This window comes from Prosthecobacter debontii (assembly GCF_900167535.1).
Taxonomy (GTDB): Bacteria; Verrucomicrobiota; Verrucomicrobiia; order Verrucomicrobiales; family Verrucomicrobiaceae; genus Prosthecobacter; species Prosthecobacter debontii.
The window spans coordinates 430,921-449,362 of record NZ_FUYE01000002.1; the positions used below are offsets into that span (position 1 = coordinate 430,921).

Below are 18,442 nucleotides of genomic sequence, written 5' to 3' on the forward strand. Positions count from 1 at the left end.
CGACGCTGTTTTCGCATCCCTCTCAGATTTCCATGCCCGCAGATCCCCGCCGCATCCTCATCACTGGAGCCAATGGCGTGCTCGGAAATGCCACTGCCCAGTATTTCCTGGATCGCGATCCTGCTTGCCAAGTCTTTCTGGGTGTGAGGGAACGTCGGGACAAGGCGGAGGCTCTGGCGGCCGCCTATCCTGGTCGCGCCTTTCTCTGCCCGCTCGAAATCACGCTTGCTGACTCATGGGCAGAGGCTCTTTCTCAGATTGAATCCACTGCGGGGTCTCTCTCAGTCCTGATCAATAACGCCGGTTATCATGATGATGCCCTCCTGGCGACAATGACTCAGGAGCAGTGGTCAGGTGTCCTGAATGCTAACCTGAACGCGGTCTTCCTTGGGTGCCAAGCGGCACTCCAACCCATGATGCGCCAGCGCTGGGGCCGGATCATCAATATCGCTTCCCTGAGCGCCCTGCACTCCCCTGCGGGACAAACCAATTACGCCGCTGCCAAAGCTGGCGTGCTCGGCCTAACGCAGAGCTTGGCGAAGGAAAGTGCTCGCCTCGGCATCACCGTTAACGCCATTTGCCCAGGTCACATTGAAGGTGCCCTACCTGCGGGATGGAGTGACGAACAGATCAAGGCCGTCAAACGCGAGACCCCGATGCGACGTTTTGCCCGGCCCGAGGAAATCGCTGCCGTCGTTTTCTTTCTTGCCAGCCCTGAGGCGAGCTATATGACTGGCGCGTCTCTAAAACTTGACGGCGCACTTGTCTAAAACCTGCTTACTTACCCCGCTCTCTCACGAATGAACCTACGCCAACGCATCAAAGAAGTCATGGCCAGCGAGCTTATGCTGGAAGTCAGTGTGGATGAAATCGCTGATGACGCCCCTCTCTTTGGTCCCAATGGCATTGGGCTTGATAGCGTGGATGCCCTCCAGCTCGTAGTGGCCATCGAAAAGCATTTCAAACTCAAGATCACCGACCAAACCAAGGCCCGTGAGATTCTCCACAGCGTGGACAGCATCGCCAAGGCTATTGAAGAAGCGGGCTTGGCCTGATTGACTCCGGGCGCATGAAGAAGGCCCTGTTTATCCTGGTCAAAGTCGCCATCACCACAGTGCTGCTGTGGATGATCTTCCGCGAGCACCGCTTCACGGTGGCCATCCTACCGCACCTGCAGGCCATGATTACCAACTGGGGTTGGACTTTGGCAGGGCTGGTTCTCGTGGGGTTATCCACTTGGTTTCATGCCCTCCGCTGGCAGGTGCTGCTCATCGGCCAGGAACATCCCGTGTCAGGGGGAGAAGTACTCCGCATCACGGTCATCAGTAACTTCTTCAACATCACTTCTTTGGGAGCCGTGGGTGGGGACGCTTATAAAGTGCTCGCTCTGATGAAGCGGCCCGGTTCTCGCCGCCTGCCCATCATGGTTTCCGTCATGTTGGATCACATGCTGGGCCTTTTCGGCCTCGCGATTTTGTTCCTGAGCTGCGGCTACGCTTTCAGAAACCAATTAGACAGTTACGGCCCGGAAGTCCGGGCTATCGTGAAAGGATTCAGTTGGTTCGTCGGTGGCTCCATGGTGGGCATTTTTCTCTCTGCGATCTCTTTCACGCCGAGGCTTTACAACTGGGGAGAACGCCAATGGCCTTGGATGCTTGGTTGGCCTCCTTTGAAAAGTTTCGCCCAGGCATGCGATGCCATCCGCCGCGCCTGGGGCTGCTCGCTCATCGCTGTCGTCCTCTCCGTCTTCATTTTCGCCACGCAGTTCCTTTCTTTTTACTGCGGCATTTTTGCGGTCGGTGGTCAGGCCCCCCTCCTTGAGGTGATGGCGGCCATGCCAATCGTCGATACTGCCGCAGGTCTGCCCTTATCCGTCTCTGGACTCGGCGTGCGGGAAAAGACTTTTGAGACCTTGGTGCATGCCATGACGGGTCTTCCTGAGGCCACGGCCGTTTCAGCCTCGCTTGCAGGTTGGCTGATGACGGTCATCTGGGGACTTCTAGGAGGTCTCCTTTTCATCCGTGGCACCGCACCTGCTGAGTCAACGAACCCCATCTCTCCCCCCGAGGCTTGAAACCACGCATCGCCATCTCTCTCGGTTCCTCCTTCCTGGGTTATGCCACCCACGCCGGCTTCATCACGCGGTTGCATGAACTCGGTGTCCGTCCTGTGGCCGTCGCAGGATCTTCTTCGGGAGCGGTGGCTTCAGGTCTCTATGCAGCAGGCCTCAGCCCTGAGCAGATTCGGCAAACCGTTCTCGCCCACACCTTTCGGCGCTCCTTCGTGCGTCGGACCCCGTGGTTCACCCACTATATCGTGAACAGTTTCAGCAACCGCGCGGTGGGAGCGTTCAATACCGATGGCGCAGTCGCTTACCTCACTCGAGTTTTAGGGAATATCCAAATCCAGGATCTGAAACAGCCCCGTTATATGGCCGCCGTTTCCGATCTCGAAACGTCCAAAACGCATTTCATTACGCAAGGTCCTCTGGCTCAGATCATGATCGCCAGTTGCTGTATCCCCACCATCTTCGCGCCGCGTTTCCATGAGAATATGCACTGTTTCGATGGAGGAGTCGCCCATGAGGCCCCGATCGACCCCTGGCTTGAGGAAGACGACATTGATCTCATCATCATGCATCGGGTGACTCATCACGAAGCTCCCGCTCCCAAACTTTTCCCCTTCAATTTTCTCCACCTCGCCTCCAAGGCCCATCAATGCGCCAGCGAGCAGCTTCATGACTACCGTGTGAAACTGGCCGCCATGCATGGCAAAAAGACGATTGTCCTGACCACCGTGCACAACCGGCCCAGCACCTTTTCTGGGCGTGAGATGCCCTCTTACTTTGCGGCAGGAGAGGCCCAGGCCCAACAGCTCTTTGATACCCAGTTGCGTGACTTGATCTGACCCTCAGGGGCTACCGATAGACCTCGGCCAACTTGCGCATCAGGGTTTCCAGATCGGCATAATAACGGTCCTCCCCTAGATCAGCCCGACGACTTTTCAGGGCATCCAATTCCCTTTCTAAAACATCTCGCTGATGCCTCTGAGCCTCCGTGAGTTTTTGCTCTTCTTCACTCAGCACTAAGGCGACTTGGGCCGCTCGCCGACCATCCGCTTGGGGATCCGTAGCTTCGACCCCCTGAAAAACCTCAAAGCGAGTGCCGACTCCATCCCCGTTGTCCTCCAGTAGGGCGTGCTCCGTGGCTAAACGTCCTTCAGCTTCATAGAACTCACTCGTCTTCTTGCTGGCAAACAAGAAGGCCTCAAGGACCGACACTTGTTTGTCATGATCCAAATCCGCCTCCGCTAGGCCCGCGATGGCAGGTGCGAAGTACTCACCAAAACGCGTGTAAAAGATCTCATCCGCACTTTTCGTCGCTGTCACCACGATGCGATTCTTCCCTGTTAGCGAAGCAATGAATCCACCACTGGCTGAGGCTGTCTGGATCAGCACCAGTTCCCTCTTCATATGCCGTAACCAATCGCTGATCTGGCGTGCCGTCACATCCGGACCACGCAGATTAAACTTGGCCTCGCGACCATCAAAGGTGCCATGACCAATCATCACCAGCCAGAACTGACCTGTGGATTGAGAGGATGCCTGACTTAATGCGGCCTCCAACTGAGCGGCATCATCGTCCGGCTTCCCTCGGCCGATGATCTGAATAGGAAGCCCAGCTTTCGAACAGGCCTCTTCCCAAGCAGTCACCTGCCTCTCAAAAAGCTTGCCGTACTGCTCAGTTCCGGCTGCGCCAACCACCAACAACACATTCACCTCACGAGATGAACTCGGCGAGGTTTGTTCTGCCGACACCGCCAGCACTCCCAGTGTCAGAAAACAGAGGAGCAAATACCAACTCGACTTCATGCCAAACCTCCTTTCCTTCGCATCCACCACTCTGCACCGAGCAGTCCTAAGATCAGAGCAAATATCCAAGGTGCATGCCATAAGGGTTCCGTAACGGTTTCCTCCACTGGCACTCGGATGTTGTTGAGCAACTCGGGAAGCTGCTTCAGTTGATTGAGATCAAGCACCTGCCCCCCGCTCTCCTCCGCCAGCTGTTTCATCCAATCCACTTGGGGTTCCAGCGAGACAAACTCCTTCGCGACTGGATCATGGGCCCACCCCGTGACCTTCTGTCCGATGATCATGGGAGAACCACGGCCCTCATCGGTCGCCATCGTTTCCACGGTGGCTTCAACCCGATATGGACCGGGTACCTGAGAAAAGAACTCTGCCTCAAAAAGCCCCGCCTCTTGTAAGCTAGGTTCAGCAAAAAGCGATGATTTTTTCCCCTCTGGACCCGTCACTTCGATTTTCACCATCGCATCGTCGAGTGGACGAAAAGCTTCGTCACGAACACGCGTCTCCAGCTTCACTCGACCATCGAGCGAGCTCACTACCAACTGAATACGATCCGGCACATCCACCACCAGCCACCGCATCATCTGCCGCCACGCACGCTCTAGATCTTTACTCGCCGCTTCATCACGCATGCCCCAGCGCCACATGTCTCCTAACGTAAGCGCCGCCACTCTTCCCTCCCCAAAGCGCTGCGCCGTTAAAGCGGGTAATGACTCTTGTTCATCACTACTCACCGTCGCCAAAACACTGGCTCCAGGCTTGATGGAAAAGACTTGATTCACGGCTTGAAACCCGGGCATTTGAGCCAGCCGCTGCTCGTCCTGCTCACGGCTTGCACGCAAGCGTGTCCAAGGCTCCAACCATCCCTCACGCGTCAGATTGAACCGACCATTGGATAACGCAGGCGCTTGGCTGACACGATCCAGATACACAGGCAGCATCCTACCAAGTGGGGTGTGGTCGTAACCCCCAGCCTGATAGGATTCCTGACCGCCCAGCATCAGCAGAGCCCCGCCTCTTTCACTGACGAATCGCTCGATCAAATTCATCTGTTCTTGCGTGAAGAACGAGGCCTCGAGGTCATCCACCACGATGGCTCGATACTCTCCGAACAAGGTTTCGGGGGACTTGGGAAATCCGTCACTCAGTTCCTTCGCATCTCGGGTTCCCAGACGAATCAAGACCGGCTGATCATAGCGCTGAGCTTCAGCCTGCTGACCAAAACCGCGAAACAAGGGATTGCTCGTTTCTCCCGTCCGACCACGCCATTCGAACTTAGGTTCGCGTTTGGCAATACGAATCAAGGAAGGCAGCTGAATCTCGTCATCACCCAGCAAAGCACGCCGCATAAATTTATACTCCCAGTTAGGCCGACCCGAGATATACAGCACTCGATAGGGCCCTGAACCACGATCTACGGCGATGTGGCGCTCGTTATTCCTCAGGGTAGATTCTTGAGACAGCTTCTTCCACTCCGGTTTGCCGACCAAGTCACCGGCCATGACGGCTAATCGATAAAATGAAACGCCCGGCTTCACCGCAGGCACTCTCAAGCGGACCACCTGGACAACGCCATCTGAAGGCACCCGAGTCTTCTCGGTGATCAAGACCTTCCCCTGCTCATCCAAGACACAGACAGCCACCTCTTGGTCGGCGAATCCCTGGCCCTTAATCTGCGCTGTGATGGTAACGGGAGTATCTTCAAAGGACGTTTGAGCCACCGAGTAATCCACAATGGCAAGATCTGGACGAGGGCTTTGGCTCCCCACACGCACCGGGAATACAGGCACTTTCGAAGCCTGATCCACCTCATTCACGGCATCGGTAGCAATGCCGTCACTAACCAACACAACGGCTGCAACTCGGCTATTCGTGCCCCCATTTCGAAGCGTGCTCAGGGCACCATGGAGTTCCGACTTGCTGCCCGAAAAATCCAATTTGGAAAAATGAGTCACGCTCTGAAGGCGCTCATCCACGATTTGAGTCTTGACCCGAAACATTCTCCCCAACTCCTCCAACCACGTCGGAGGACTCTGAACATCGGCCCCCAGAGCTTCACGCATTTGCATCGCTCGCGTGGCACTTTCCGGTATCTCCGCCACGTTCAAAGACGCGCTATTATCCGCTACGATGATCACTTCATTCTCACCACTCATGGGCTGTCTGCGCGACCATACAGGATCTAACAAACACGCCGCCAACAACAACCACACAAGGGCTTTGCATAAAGGAGCCGCCCAACGCGCGACTCCGCGCAATGAATGCCGACGGTAACTCCACACCACACCGCCAAGCACAATCACAAGCAACCCCAGAGCTAACCAAAGACGCTCAAGGTGCTGGAAAATGAGAGTGGTAGTAGAGCTCATGCTGCCCGCAGATTCATGCCTCAAAAATAACAGCCTCAGTTGCCATGGCCGAGCTCCTGATAATAACGTTTCACCAAATCACGAAATGCGGGTGGGACAGGATCTCGATCCACCGGCACCATAGGATTTTCCGGCCCCTTCTTCGCGAGTTCCTCAGCGACCCGATCCCGCAACTCCACCAACGGCTGCGTAATGCGCATGGCTAAATGCTCTGCTTGAGGAGACTCATTGTTACGCTCGTGATCAATCCGCAATGCCCGCGCATTATCTAACACCTTGGCCGCTTCATTGCGCAGCTCAGGCTGTTCCAAAAGCTCTTCGACATTCCGTAAACGATCGGACCAGTCCGCATACCCCTCACCAGTCAAGGGACCACGATCCACGACCTCCACTCCTTCATCAAAAAAGAAACCTCCTCCGCCCATTGAGGCAGATCTTGAGCCGCGACGATCATCGCCACTCAAGTTCCTTCCCCCAGCGGAGGAATTGCCTCCACCGGATTGCTGCCCCCCGTTGACACGCTGACCACCTTCAGCCATCTGCGGTTGATTGGAGGATGGCGAGCCCGATTCCCCAGGGCTCTGCCCTTGTGAGCCGGGTTGCTCGGCTCCTTGCCCTTGTCCCTGACCCGAGGCATTTGGGGCACTCGCTTGTTGGCCACCTGTCTGAGACCCCTCTTTTCCCGGGCTTCCCTTCTGCGCCGTTTGAGAAGACGGATCGCCTTCTTGGCCTTTCGATTCAGAACCTTGTCCAGGGCTTTGTCCCTTTTCTTGGCCCTGACCTGCTTGGGAGGGATTCTGGGCCATGGAGTTGGGCTGGCTCTGCTGATTTGGAGGTGGCTCGCCGTCACCGGCAGGCTGACCGCGCCCTGAGGGTTGCCCCTCCTGCGAAGGTGACTGATTAGCCGTTTTGGGATCGGCTTCTTGGCCTTGCCCCTGCCCCGTCATCTTAGGTTCTCCTTCCTCTGCACGGCTTGGTGCTTCTCCCTTCTCAGCTTGAGCTGTTTGGTTGGTGGGAGAAGGCTGCCCCTCTTTTGAAGATGGCGATGAGTCGGAGGACGCTCCTCCTTGAGCTTCAGCTTCTACTTCCTTGATCAATCGATCCAGCTCGTTGCGAGCCATACGGAGAGCTTCCGTCTCACTCCCCAGCACACTCTCGGCAGCCTTCTGCACCCCTTTCTGGAGTTCATCCACCGACGTTGCCGCTTTACGTTCGGCATCCTGAGCGTCGGCACGGTTTCCATATCGAGACTGTATCCGAGCTTCCTCGAGGTTCTCCTCAAGTCCACCTGTCTGAGCATTCCGCACTGCTTCATATAAACGACGATGTAGAAGCGGGTTGCTACCTTCAGCCTGTTCACTGATCCGCCGCATGTTTTCCAGGAGGTCATTCACCCGAGTGCCTTGCTCTTCAAGTTGCCGTGCGACTTGGCTGCCATCCAGCATTTTCTCCAGGGTCGCGCTCGTATCGCCGCTCTCTTGAGGTGTCTTTTGATTCTCCAAAGATTCACTGATTTGCTTCTGGGCCTCCGCGATCTCACGCGCCTGTTGGCGCACTTGCTTCATTTCATCACTGAAGCGTTTGGCTGTTTTTTGTTTGAAGTCCTCTTGCATGTCTTCGAGCTCTCTCTGAGCCCGCGTCGCGGCATTGGCAGCATCGGCGAGTTGCTGCTGCTTGAGCTTCTCCGCTGCATCCATGACTTGTTCACGCGTCTGCTCGAGTTGTTCACGCGCCTCGGCCATGTTGGTGGCGTTTTCAGGACTCTCCATTCGATCTTTCAATTCATCGACATCCCGCAGCAGCTGTTCCTGTTCTTCTTGCAGACGCTGCAGTTGGTTTTCCAACTCCTGTTTCTCTTCCTCCGTTTTGGCTTTTTCGATCTGCTTTTGCAGTTCCTTCATCTTCTCCGCCAAGGCTTCCTGACGCCGTGCCAGTTCCTTCAGCCGATTCAGCACTTGGAGGTTCTCTTGCTGCTCAGCGGTTTGTTCGGGAGAAGCTTGCCTCTCCTGCTCATAGCGCTGTTCGCCCTGCTTGAGCTCCAGATTCATGATCTGATTTTGACGGGCTTTTTCGGAAGCTGTGCTGGATTGACTTGGCTGGTTTTGCCGCATCACCCGATGCTCTCGGCTCTGGGCACGATGCAGCCATTCCAGAGCACTTTGCTCAAAAGTGAGTGCTTGATTCAAGGGAGACCGCTTCTTCTCTGCAGAGGCCATTTCCAGAGGCTCCAACACATCCTTCATACTTTTCCAGGCCTCTGTCAGTGCGTTTTTGATCTCGGCATCCTCGACTTTTTCCATCAGCTCTTTGGTCTGCTCCAGAGCCATGCTTTGAGATTCATGCACCACATCCACATCCGGTGATGCCGCCTCCATGGCACGTCCTGCGTTGGTGTCTCGAATCAATCGCCAAGTGGCATTCACCACCTGCTTCTGTAATTCCACCAGCTTATCCAGGTCCGTCTTTTTCTCCGGCATACCTGGTTCGCTAGGAGGAGCTTCGGCCTCGCGGAAGATGTCTTCAAAGTGACGCACATCGGCAAAAAACATATCGCTCATCGCTCGCCGAATTTCCCCCTGCGGCCCCTTGTCCTCGGCCCAGAAATGGTAACTCACCAATTGCCGTGGCTCGGCGCTTTCATTCTCGAGATCTAACAACTCTTTCAACTCCAATTTTTTGGCCGGCTGGGTGGCACTGTGCTTGAAGACCACATCTTTGCTGCGCCCAGCAATGCTAAAACTCACGCCACTCTGCGTCACACTTAAATCATCCCAAACTCGAGCCTCCACAGGCAGCTCTTGAATGGCGGACACCTGAATATCGCGCTTGGGGAACACGACCTCGATTTTAGCCAATTGGTTCGACTGCACCTTCACACTGATCCAGGGGGGATTCTTATTCGCTCGTTCTTGAGCATCCACAAGATGAAGCCGCCATTTCTGGGTCTTCTCTGCCTTGAGACTGGCCGTCAGAAGCGTGGGATCGTCTGCGCTGGCTTTGAGTGGAAGGATGGTTTTATCTTCACCGAAAAGCTCGGCATCTTTGACCGGTTTGTTGGTCTTGAAAGTGAATGCCAAATCGCTTCCCTCCATAGCGGTCACTTTGAGGGTGTTTTTTAACTCTTTGGTAGGCAGGCCAGCATAAGGAGGTGGCGTGATTTTCACATCTGCTCTTTCCAAGGCAGGATAGATGAAGGTGGTGATCTGGTGCTCCTGAGAACGACCGCCAGCGAACTCGACATGATACCGGGCATCTCGATCCACCCTGGCGATCAACCCGCCAAAAACCTGTTCATCCACAGTGAGTTTCATGGGCAGTCGTTCGCGTTCGTCCCCATTCATCTCAGTCACCACCAAAGTCGCATCCACAGGCACTTGGGAATCAAATTTGGCCTCCACGATCAAACGACTTCCCCTCTCGATCTCCGTATCTCCCGGTGTGAGTGTCACCACTCCAGGTTGTACCTCTTTCGTTTCCGTGACGGCGGCGACCACGGCCTCAGGTTGGACATGGACCTGCTCCCAACGACGATTCATAAGCAGAAACGCATTCACCCAGAGCAAAAGCCCGAAAAACATCAACCCCTTCCACGTCCGACCGCGAGATCGTGTGAGGGTGGCAGACCAATCATGGCTGGCCCCGTGATCCGTAGCCGCTGAGATCACACGCTGCTCCAAAACATTCAGCTCCGGTTTCTCTAGCAGCCCCTCTGCGGTTACCAAAAGGCCGTCTAACTCAGGGTGTTGCAGCTCCAACTGCCGCACCGCCTGTCTTCGGAGACGCATGGGCCGTGACGCCCAAGACGCAAGTGCCACTGCGATGATCACGGGAACGAATAACAGCCACCAAGAACCGCTCGCCGTCATCCAAGGCAAATCGCGGACGTTCCAAGCAATTGCGAAGCACACGACAGATGCCAACAAATAGACGCCGAAATAACAAAGATGGGCTCGCGCTCGCCGCCACTCGCGCTGCGCGCTCTGCAACTTTTCTCGAAGGATCTGTTGCTCAATCATAGCGTGGCCCCTTTCTAAGTCTGAGTTTAACACGAGAACCCTCGTGCCTATGCCCAAGCCACAGGCCCGCATGCGTCACCGAACGATGAAGGTTCCTTTTCATGAATACGCTGGCTGCGCCCTCCCTTCTCGGATTCTTCCTGCCAACCACGTTTCACCTGCCAGCATCAGGAGCACCCCCGCCAGCAACCAGAGCCAAGCGCGTTGACGCCCCTCTTGTTCATGAGCTGCCAGGCGCTCTTTTTCTTCCGCCGAGGGCGAAGCCACTCCGTCACTCGCGATCACCTCCAGCTTCACCCCCAGTTCCCTCAGCTTGTCCTCGGAATAGGGAGCCACGCGACTTTCTTCAGGGGGTAAATTCACGGCCACTTGATGACCTCCACGCCCCTGCAGAGCATAGATGCCCACTTGCTCGGCCCAAAGAGAAGCCCCAGGCTCTCTCCTCAGAACTTGGCCATCAGGCGCAATCACCTGGGTCATATCAGCATCCAGAGGCAGCCTATCTCCCACCAACAACGAAGGAGACGTTTCGTTGCGAAATCCTGCCGCTTCCAACCAGCCATAGAGCAAAGGAACGAACTTGGTTGATAACGCCAACTGACTGTCCGCCGGGTGCCAACCACTGGTCATGAGAATCAAACTGCCTTTCCCCGAAGGCACGGTTAGCCAAGCCGGAGCTTGATTATCAAACCGAGCCAGCACCTTCACCTTCTCCACGGCCTCTCCCTGAAGATCCACGAACCGATGTTTCCAAAATCTGAGTTTGGTGAAATCACGTAACCGCTCATCCGCAAACGGGCGCAGGAGGGGATGATCCGTCTTCACATCCGCGAGCATCAGGTAATCCGACTGAAGAGCAGATGGCGACGGACTCAGCGTGATCCCCTTGACCTGACACAGGCTTTCGAGCGTGGCTGTTTTCATCAGTTCATCCACCACAGCAACGACCAAGCCCCCTGCTTTCAGAAAGGCGCTGAGGGATTGCAGCATGGGAGCTTTTAACTCCGCACCCGAGATAAAGACGATGTCGGTGGTTGCCGGAAGCGCCGTTGCCTCAGGCGAGATGACTTGAAGCTCTGGTGTCAGCGTGGCTGTCGGCTGCAAAGCACGACTCAGATAAAACAAAGGTGAAGCAGCCTCATCGCGAGTCTTCTCATCACCCAGGAAAACCAGGTCCACCAGTTGAGGTTGCGGCGGGGCCACAAAGACACGGTTGTCAAAATCCCAACGATCCCCACTCAGCCTCAGCACCGAAGCCTTTTTCTCCTCAAACACGGGTGGAGCCACCAAGACGCGGCTCACCCCAGGAGGAAGATATCCCCTCAGGGGATCACCGCCGCCTCGCTCCCAAGCTAAGGTATAGTCCGAGAGTTTCGAGTCTCGCGCATTGCTCACACGCACTCTCACATTCATCTTCGCCTGTTGTGGATGCGGGGATGGATCCTCCTCCGCTGAGTCGTATGCCTCACTCGTTGCCCCTAGTGAAAGCGCGAGATTATCCTGGTCCACCACCTCAAGACGTCGCACCGTCACGGCCACTGTTTCTGGCCAAACTTGCCCGCGCAGAGCCTCTAACCGACTGCCTTCTTGAAAATCGGTCAGCACCACGATCCGCTTACGCAGACCGGTCATGCCTGCTTCACTCCCAAATGCCGATGACGCTTCCACCAAGGCCTTGCCCAAGTCTGTTCGGCCCCAGCCCGGGGTCACTTGGCCGATTCTCTGAGAAACCACAGCAGATCGGTTACTCGCGGAGTCTCGATCCTCAGCGAAGGTCCATCGTGGCTCAAGAGCGCCATCGAAAGTCGCGATGGCCAGGCGGTCTCCGGGTTTAGCCGCAGCCACCAGTTTGGCGGTTTCTTCTCGGGCTTGGGTCCATAAATCCGCTCGCCGCATGGAGGCACTGCGATCAACCAGGAGATAAATCGCCTCATTCTTCCCCAGTGCCGCGGTTTCCTCCGCCTGCCACAGAGGCCGCGCAAACATCAGGGCCAACAAAATCAGAGCAAGGCAACGCAGCAGCAAAAGCAGCCAATGCTCGAGCCGTCGCTTGCTCACGGGCATCGGCGTCTGTGCTTCCAGAAACATCAAGGAGCTGAACTCAATACGGTCCTGCGGAGGGCGACGCCGCAGATGCATCAAGATCGGCCCAATGATGGCAGCAGCTCCTAACAAATAGAGTGGAAACAGCCAGCTCATCTGCGAGGCCCTCCTTTCTTACGATTTCGCACGGAGAGGAAATCGAAGAGAACCTGCTCCAAAGAAGTGTCCGTCGGAGTCCAATGATACTCAATCCCCTGCCTCTCGCAGGCTCGCCGGATGAAGTCGCGATGCACGTTTAACCGGTTCAGATAAATCTCTCGCGATACGGAAGGATCAATGAACCTCTCCGCTCCAGTTTCCAAATCTCTGAAGTGGGCGGCTTTATCGAAGCGGAAATCAATCTCCGCCCGATCCATGACATGAAACACCACCACATCATGCCCCATGGCACCTAACAAACCGAGCTGACGCTCGAGCTTTTCCACGGGAGCCAGCATATCAGACACGAGGCAAATCACGCCGCGCTTGCGCACCAGATCAGCCAACTGCTTCACGCTCAGATCCAGCGCTGTGGCACCCGCCGGCGCGGGCTTCTCCAGTTCCAGCATCAAGCGCCTGAGGTGGCCGGGACGATTCCTCGCCGGGATATGCTCTTGCAGGCTCGGGCCAAAGGTTGTGACACCGACAGCATCCCCCTGCTGCATCAGGAATAAAGCCAGCGTGGCAGCTAGAGTCGCCGCATAGTCTGCCTTCGTCATCGGCCCTGAACCAAATTTCATGGATCGGCTGTGATCCACCACGAGCTGACATCTCAGATTGGTTTCGTCTTCAAACTTCTTGATGAAGGTGCGATCACTACGAGCCAGAACTTTCCAATCAATCGCCCGAGGATCATCCCCCTGCACATAAGCGCGGTATTCGCTGAACTCGACCGAAAAGCCATGGTAAGGACTCCGATGCATGCCCTTCCAAAGCCCCTCGACGATGACTTTCGCCCGCAGCTCCAGAGAGCGGATGCGAGCCAAAGCGGCAGCGTCGAGTGAAGCAGGCATAACTGTAAGTTCAGAATTATTTCATCACTCCTTCAAGGAGCTTCTCGATCACCTTGCCCACCGTTACACCTTCGGCCTCGGCTCGATAGTTGATCAGAATACGATGTCGCAAAACAGGTTGAGCCATCGCCCGAATATCCTCCAGAGTCACATGTGCACGTCCATGCAGGAGTGCACGGGTTTTCCCGCCGAGAACGAGACATTGAGAGGCACGCGTTCCTGCCCCCCAACTGACCCACTCATTGACGAAGTCCGGCACTCCGGGTCGTCCAGGACGCGAAGAAGCGGCCAGTCGGACGGCATACCGCGCCACATCTTCAGCCACCGGCACTTTTTTCACCAGTTGATGAAAGGCCTGAAGCTGCGGTCCATGAAAGAGTTGCTGAATCGTCTCCGACCTGCCGCTGGTGGTGCGTGTCACCACGGCCACTTCATCATCTTCACTGAGATAGTCGATCACGATATTCAGCATGAAGCGATCAAGCTGCGCCTCTGGCAGCGGATAGGTGCCTTCCATTTCAATCGGGTTTTGCGTCGCCAAAACAAAGAACGGTTTGGGCAAAGGCAGGCTGCGCCCAGCCACCGTCACTTGATGCTCCTGCATCGCCTCCAGGAGCGAAGCCTGGGTTTTGGGAGGCGTTCGGTTGATTTCATCCGCCAGGATCATGTTTGCAAAAACCGGCCCAGGTTTAAACACCAATTGCCGACCGCTGGCTGTGTCTTCCAGGATCTCCGTCCCGGTGATGTCTGAGGGCATCAGATCAGGAGTGAACTGAATCCGGTGAAAGCTGAGGTCAAAAACGTCGGCCACCGTCTTAACCAACAGTGTTTTAGCCAACCCGGGCGCTCCTGTAATCAAACAGTGTCCACCAGACAGCAGTGCGATGAGCATTTCATCCACCACCTGCGTCTGCCCCACAATGACTTTACCCACCTCCGCCAGAATTTTCTCCCGCGCTCCTGCCAACATGTCGATGGCTTCTTGATCCGATAAAACAGCGGCTGGGGAAGAGACGGCAGAGTCAGGCATAAGCGCTGTCTATCAAACAGCCTCAGTCATGCCAAGCTATCGTGCGCTTTGATGGATTTTATTAGCAGCTCTCCCCCACCAAGGCAGGTCCCTCGTTCAATCGCAGGCATACCATGGAGCTGGCTTTCACCTGAAAAGCCACGCCACCGTCAATCAAACGCGAGTCTTTCGCCACGAAACCAGGCGTGAGACTCGTGTCGAAAACCAAGCTCCAGACCGTCTTGCCACTCCCTGGCAGGCTGAAATTCTGCGGTAAATCTCCACGATTGAAGATGAGCAGCATGGGGGGGCTCCCATCCAACAATGCCCCAAAAAAGCTGCGGTGAGGATCATGCCATTCTTCGTGGCAAAGCAGGGTCGCATTCCCCTCCAGCCAAGTCACATCCGCCAAACCTGAGGCAGGATTCACCAAGCCATCAAAGAACTGCGTGCGCCGGAAGCTGGCCACGCTTTTACGCAACGCAATGATCCGACGTGTGAAGTCCAGCATCTCCTCGTCACCCGTGCTCCAGTCCATCCAACTGAGGTCATTGTCCTGGCAGTAGGCATTGTTATTCCCCTTCTGCGTGCGGCCACGTTCGTCACCGGCATTGATGAACGGCACCCCTACGGAGGTCATCAGCGTGGCCATGAGACTGCGCCGTAAACGAGCCCGTAAGCTGTTCACGCGAGGATCTTTTGTCGGGCCCTCCACGCCACAACTCACGCTGTGATTGGAGTTATCACCATCGCGATTATCCTCGCCGTTCGCTTCATTGTGCTTGCTGGCGTAACTCACCAGATCCATCAGCGTGAAGCCATCATGGCTGGTGAGAAAATTCACGCTGCTGAGTGCGGGCCGCGAATTCCAACCAAACGCATCCTGGCTTCCGCAGATGCGTTTGGCGAATTCCGCCGTCGAGCCTTCATCTCCTGCCCAGAATCGTCGAACCGAGTCCCGATATTTTCCATTGAGCTCCCGCCATGGCTCGGGGAATCCGCCCACCTGATAGCTATCCATCCGGAAGATATCCCAGGGTTCCGCAATCAACTTGACCTGCGAGAGCACTGGATCCTGAGCAACTGCCGCCAGGAACTGCGAGTTAGCATCGTAATTGTCATGCTGATCGCGAGCCACTGTGACTGCCAAATCAAACCGGAAGCCATCCACATGCATCTCCGTCACCCAATAGCGGAGGCTGTCTAAAATTAGACGCAGGGCGGCCGGTGTGGCCGAGTCCACGGCATTGCCGCAGCCGGTGATGTTGATGTAGCTAGCGCCATGTTCACCAAAGGAGTGGCGGTAATAAAAGCGGTCATCCAGCCCCCGGAACATCAGCGTAGGCCCTCGCTCATCTCCCTCTGCCGTGTGATTGTAAACCACATCCAGAATCACCTCCAGGCCCGACGCATGCAAGGCGCGAACCATTTCTTTAAACTCGTTGACCTGGCCTTGGGGGTCTTTCGCCGCCGCGTATTCGTTATGAGGCGCGAAGAATCCGATGGTGTTATAACCCCAATAATTGGTTAGCCCCTTTTCCAGCAAAAACTGGTCGTCCAGATGCTGATGAACGGGCAAAAGCTGCAAGCTAGTGACGCCGAGGTCTTTGAGATAAGCGATCACCTCGGGATGCGCGAGACCCGCATAGGTGCCGCGAAGCTTCTTCGGAATGCCCAGGTGCTTTTGGGTAAAGCCCTTCACATGCATCTCATAGATCACCGTATCCCGCCAGGGAATGGCAGGCAGTGTGTCTCCACGCCAATTGAAGCGGTTTTCCACAACCGCTGACTTGAGCGCTTCTGGGCCATTGTCGTAGGCCCCAGGCAATACATTAGGCCCACCGCTACCAAGCATACCCGTCGCTCCATCCGGTTTGCCCACAATGGCCAGCGCATAGGGGTCCAGCAGCAGCTTATTGGCATTGTAACGGAGGGCGCTATCCGGCATCCAAGGGCCATGAGCACGGTAGCCGTAGAGTTGGCCGGATTTGACCTTGTCCACAAAGGCGTGCCAGAGGTCACGCTCACCCCGTGTCATGCGCACCCGAGCGGTCTCCTGCTTGGGATCAGCGGGTGAATACAGGCACAGATCCATGGCGGTAGCATGGCGTGCAAAAACGACGAAATGGGCGCCCTCAGGCGTGAGGGTGACTCCGGGGCGGTTGGGCGCACAGATGGCCGGGTCGGAAGGCATGGTTTTTTTCATGCAGCAAGGGGCGGGCCGCTGCATGATGTATTTGAAAAATGAACCCATTCTTCTAGGCCGCAAGGGGTGGTGCATCAAACCAGCGACCGTGTTCTTTGATCAAGTCCACAAGACGTTCCACAGCTTCTTCTTCGGGGATATTGAATTTCACAGCCGTCTTGCCCACATAGAGATTAATCTTGCCAGGGGCTCCGCCCACGTAGCCAAAGTCCGCATCCGCCATCTCTCCAGGGCCATTCACGATGCAACCCATGACGGCGATACGCACGCCTTTGAGGTGACCTGTGGAAGCACGGATTTTTTGAGTCGTTTGCTGGAGATTGAAGAGCGTACGTCCGCAGCTCGGGCAGGCCACATAGTCCGTCTTGAAAATACGGACACCCGCTGCCTGAAGAATGTTATAGCTGATGCGCAGAGATTGCCCCGGAGCTTCTTCACCATTGACCAAGACGGCATCGCCAATCCCATCGCAAAGCATCGCTCCAATGTTGGTTGCCGCCGTCAGCAGATTATCGGTAAAATCCGACTGACCTGCCTCGGTGGCTTCTCCAGCAAAGGTGTCTTTGAGCAGAATCGAGTGCCTGACATCCAGCTTGGCTGCCAAGAGACGGAAGGCATGAATGGGGGACAGGTCCAATCCATCAGCGACCGTCACCAGCTTCGCTTCCACAGCCGCATTCACATCATGCAGAGCACTGTCGTCACGCGGGTCCACCGCCACGACTCCGCTGTCCTCAAGAACCACTTCCGGTTTGAAATCACCTAACTTATCCAGCTTATGTGCCACCGCGTCCCATTTCCGACGCGTGGTGAAGACCGCGACGGTCGAACCACCGCCGACCTCAATGCCTTGAACATTGAGCTTTTCCGTCGCCCGCCGGCTGTAGGTAAAAGGATCGTAGCTGATCGGCAATGCCTCACTGGTCGCCCCGCATTGACCTGCACGAGCGCCCTTAAGCACCGATTGAATCAGAGCCCGCGCGACGGGGATTTCGTGAATCGCATCTTCGGTCAGGGACACGCGGATGGTATCGCCAATGCCGTCCGACAGCAGGGAGCCAATCCCAATCGCGCTTTTGATGCGCCCATCTTCCCCGTCGCCAGCTTCGGTCACTCCCAGGTGAATCGGATAATTCCAATCGCTGCCTAAGGCATTCAGGTGAGCCACCAGCAGACGATAGGCCTCAATCATGACCTTCGGATTGCTGGCCTTCATCGAGAAGAGGAAATTGTGGAAGTCATTAGCCCGGGCAATGCGGGCAAACTCGAGGGCACTCTCCACCATGCCATGAGGGGTATCGCCATGACGATTCATGATGCGATCACTCAAGCTGCCATGATTGGTGCCGATGCGCATGGCGCGATTCAGACGCTTGCACTCCTCGACCAAAGGCACGAATTGCGCCTCCATGTAGGCCACTTCTTCGGCGTATTCCTCGTCGGTGTATTCCTTGACCGCGAACTTCTTCTTGTCGGCGTAGTTGCCGGGATTCACGCGCACTTTCTCCACCCACTTCACGGCTTCCATGGCCGCGTCAGGCTTGAAGTGAATGTCCGCAACCAATGGCACATCGCACCCAGCTGAGCGCAATCCATCGCGAATGTGCTCCAGATTCTCTGCGATGACCCGGGTTTGAGCCGTGACACGCACGATCTCACAGCCCACGGCAGCGAGTTCGAGGGCTTGTTTCACACAAGCTTCGGCGTCCCGCGTGTCGCTCGTGAGCATGGACTGCACACGGATGGGATTATCCCCACCAATGCCGATGTTCCCCACCGTCACCACACGCGTCTCACGGCGCTGGTAATGATACAGGTCAGGGCAGTAACGAAGCAGGCTGGTCGCGGTCATCGGAGGTGGTGATGGACATCAAACTCG

Annotated in this window: 12 protein-coding genes; 4 read left to right on the top strand and 8 right to left on the bottom strand. The window is 56.0% G+C overall.

Annotated features, from left to right (window positions below):
* Positions 1 to 32 precede the first annotated feature (32 nt).
* From B5D61_RS04180 to B5D61_RS04195, 4 genes are read left to right on the top strand one after another with little or no spacing between them, the layout of a single operon-like run.
* Complete coding sequence (locus B5D61_RS04180; RefSeq protein ID WP_078812038.1) at positions 33 to 770, top strand: SDR family oxidoreductase; 738 nt, start codon at positions 33 to 35, stop codon at positions 768 to 770.
* Positions 771 to 800: 30 nt separating this feature from the next.
* Positions 801 to 1,055, top strand: a complete 255-nt coding sequence (locus B5D61_RS04185) for a phosphopantetheine-binding protein (protein WP_078812039.1) — start codon at positions 801 to 803, stop codon at positions 1,053 to 1,055.
* Positions 1,056 to 1,069: 14 nt separating this feature from the next.
* A complete protein-coding gene (locus tag B5D61_RS04190; RefSeq protein WP_078812040.1) occupies positions 1,070 to 2,074 on the top strand; it encodes a lysylphosphatidylglycerol synthase transmembrane domain-containing protein in 1,005 nt (334 codons plus the stop codon).
* The gene (locus B5D61_RS04195) at positions 2,071 to 2,907 is read left to right on the top strand and encodes a patatin-like phospholipase family protein (protein WP_078812041.1); all 837 of its coding nucleotides are present in this window, start codon (positions 2,071 to 2,073) and stop codon (positions 2,905 to 2,907) included. Before B5D61_RS04190 ends, B5D61_RS04195 begins: the two co-directional genes overlap by 4 nt.
* A gap of 10 nt (positions 2,908 to 2,917) precedes the next feature.
* Here B5D61_RS04195 and B5D61_RS04200 read toward each other — a convergent pair whose 3' ends face one another.
* The 8 genes from B5D61_RS04200 to ispG all read right to left on the bottom strand — a co-directional run bounded on the left by B5D61_RS04200 (position 2,918) and on the right by ispG (position 18,415).
* Entirely contained in the window at positions 2,918 to 3,871 is a 954-nt protein-coding gene (locus B5D61_RS04200; RefSeq protein ID WP_078812042.1) for a hypothetical protein, read from the bottom strand.
* Positions 3,868 to 6,237, bottom strand: a complete 2,370-nt coding sequence (locus B5D61_RS04205; RefSeq protein WP_078812043.1) for a glutamine amidotransferase — start codon at positions 6,235 to 6,237, stop codon at positions 3,868 to 3,870. The genes B5D61_RS04200 and B5D61_RS04205 overlap by 4 nt, the downstream gene beginning before the upstream one ends.
* A gap of 35 nt (positions 6,238 to 6,272) precedes the next feature.
* Positions 6,273 to 10,022 carry a hypothetical protein gene (locus B5D61_RS04210; protein ID WP_078812044.1) on the bottom strand — a complete coding sequence of 1,250 codons (3,750 nt, stop codon included), beginning with the start codon at positions 10,020 to 10,022 and terminating at the stop codon, positions 6,273 to 6,275.
* A 330-nt stretch (positions 10,023 to 10,352) separates the two neighbouring features.
* Positions 10,353 to 12,452, bottom strand: coding sequence for a vWA domain-containing protein (locus B5D61_RS04215; protein WP_078812045.1), 2,100 nt, complete (start codon positions 12,450 to 12,452; stop codon positions 10,353 to 10,355).
* Positions 12,449 to 13,348, bottom strand: a complete 900-nt coding sequence (locus B5D61_RS04220) for a DUF58 domain-containing protein (protein WP_078812046.1) — start codon at positions 13,346 to 13,348, stop codon at positions 12,449 to 12,451. The genes B5D61_RS04215 and B5D61_RS04220 overlap by 4 nt, the downstream gene beginning before the upstream one ends.
* A 16-nt stretch (positions 13,349 to 13,364) precedes the next feature.
* Complete coding sequence (locus B5D61_RS04225; protein WP_078812047.1) at positions 13,365 to 14,378, bottom strand: AAA family ATPase; 1,014 nt, start codon at positions 14,376 to 14,378, stop codon at positions 13,365 to 13,367.
* 61 nt (positions 14,379 to 14,439) lie between these two features.
* On the bottom strand, positions 14,440 to 16,551 hold the full coding sequence (gene glgX / locus B5D61_RS04230) for a glycogen debranching protein GlgX (RefSeq protein WP_176159213.1): 2,112 nt from the start codon (positions 16,549 to 16,551) through the stop codon (positions 14,440 to 14,442).
* A 64-nt stretch (positions 16,552 to 16,615) separates the two neighbouring features.
* Positions 16,616 to 18,415, bottom strand: coding sequence for a (E)-4-hydroxy-3-methylbut-2-enyl-diphosphate synthase (gene ispG / locus B5D61_RS04235; protein WP_078812049.1), 1,800 nt, complete (start codon positions 18,413 to 18,415; stop codon positions 16,616 to 16,618).
* Positions 18,416 to 18,442: the final 27 nt, after the last annotated feature.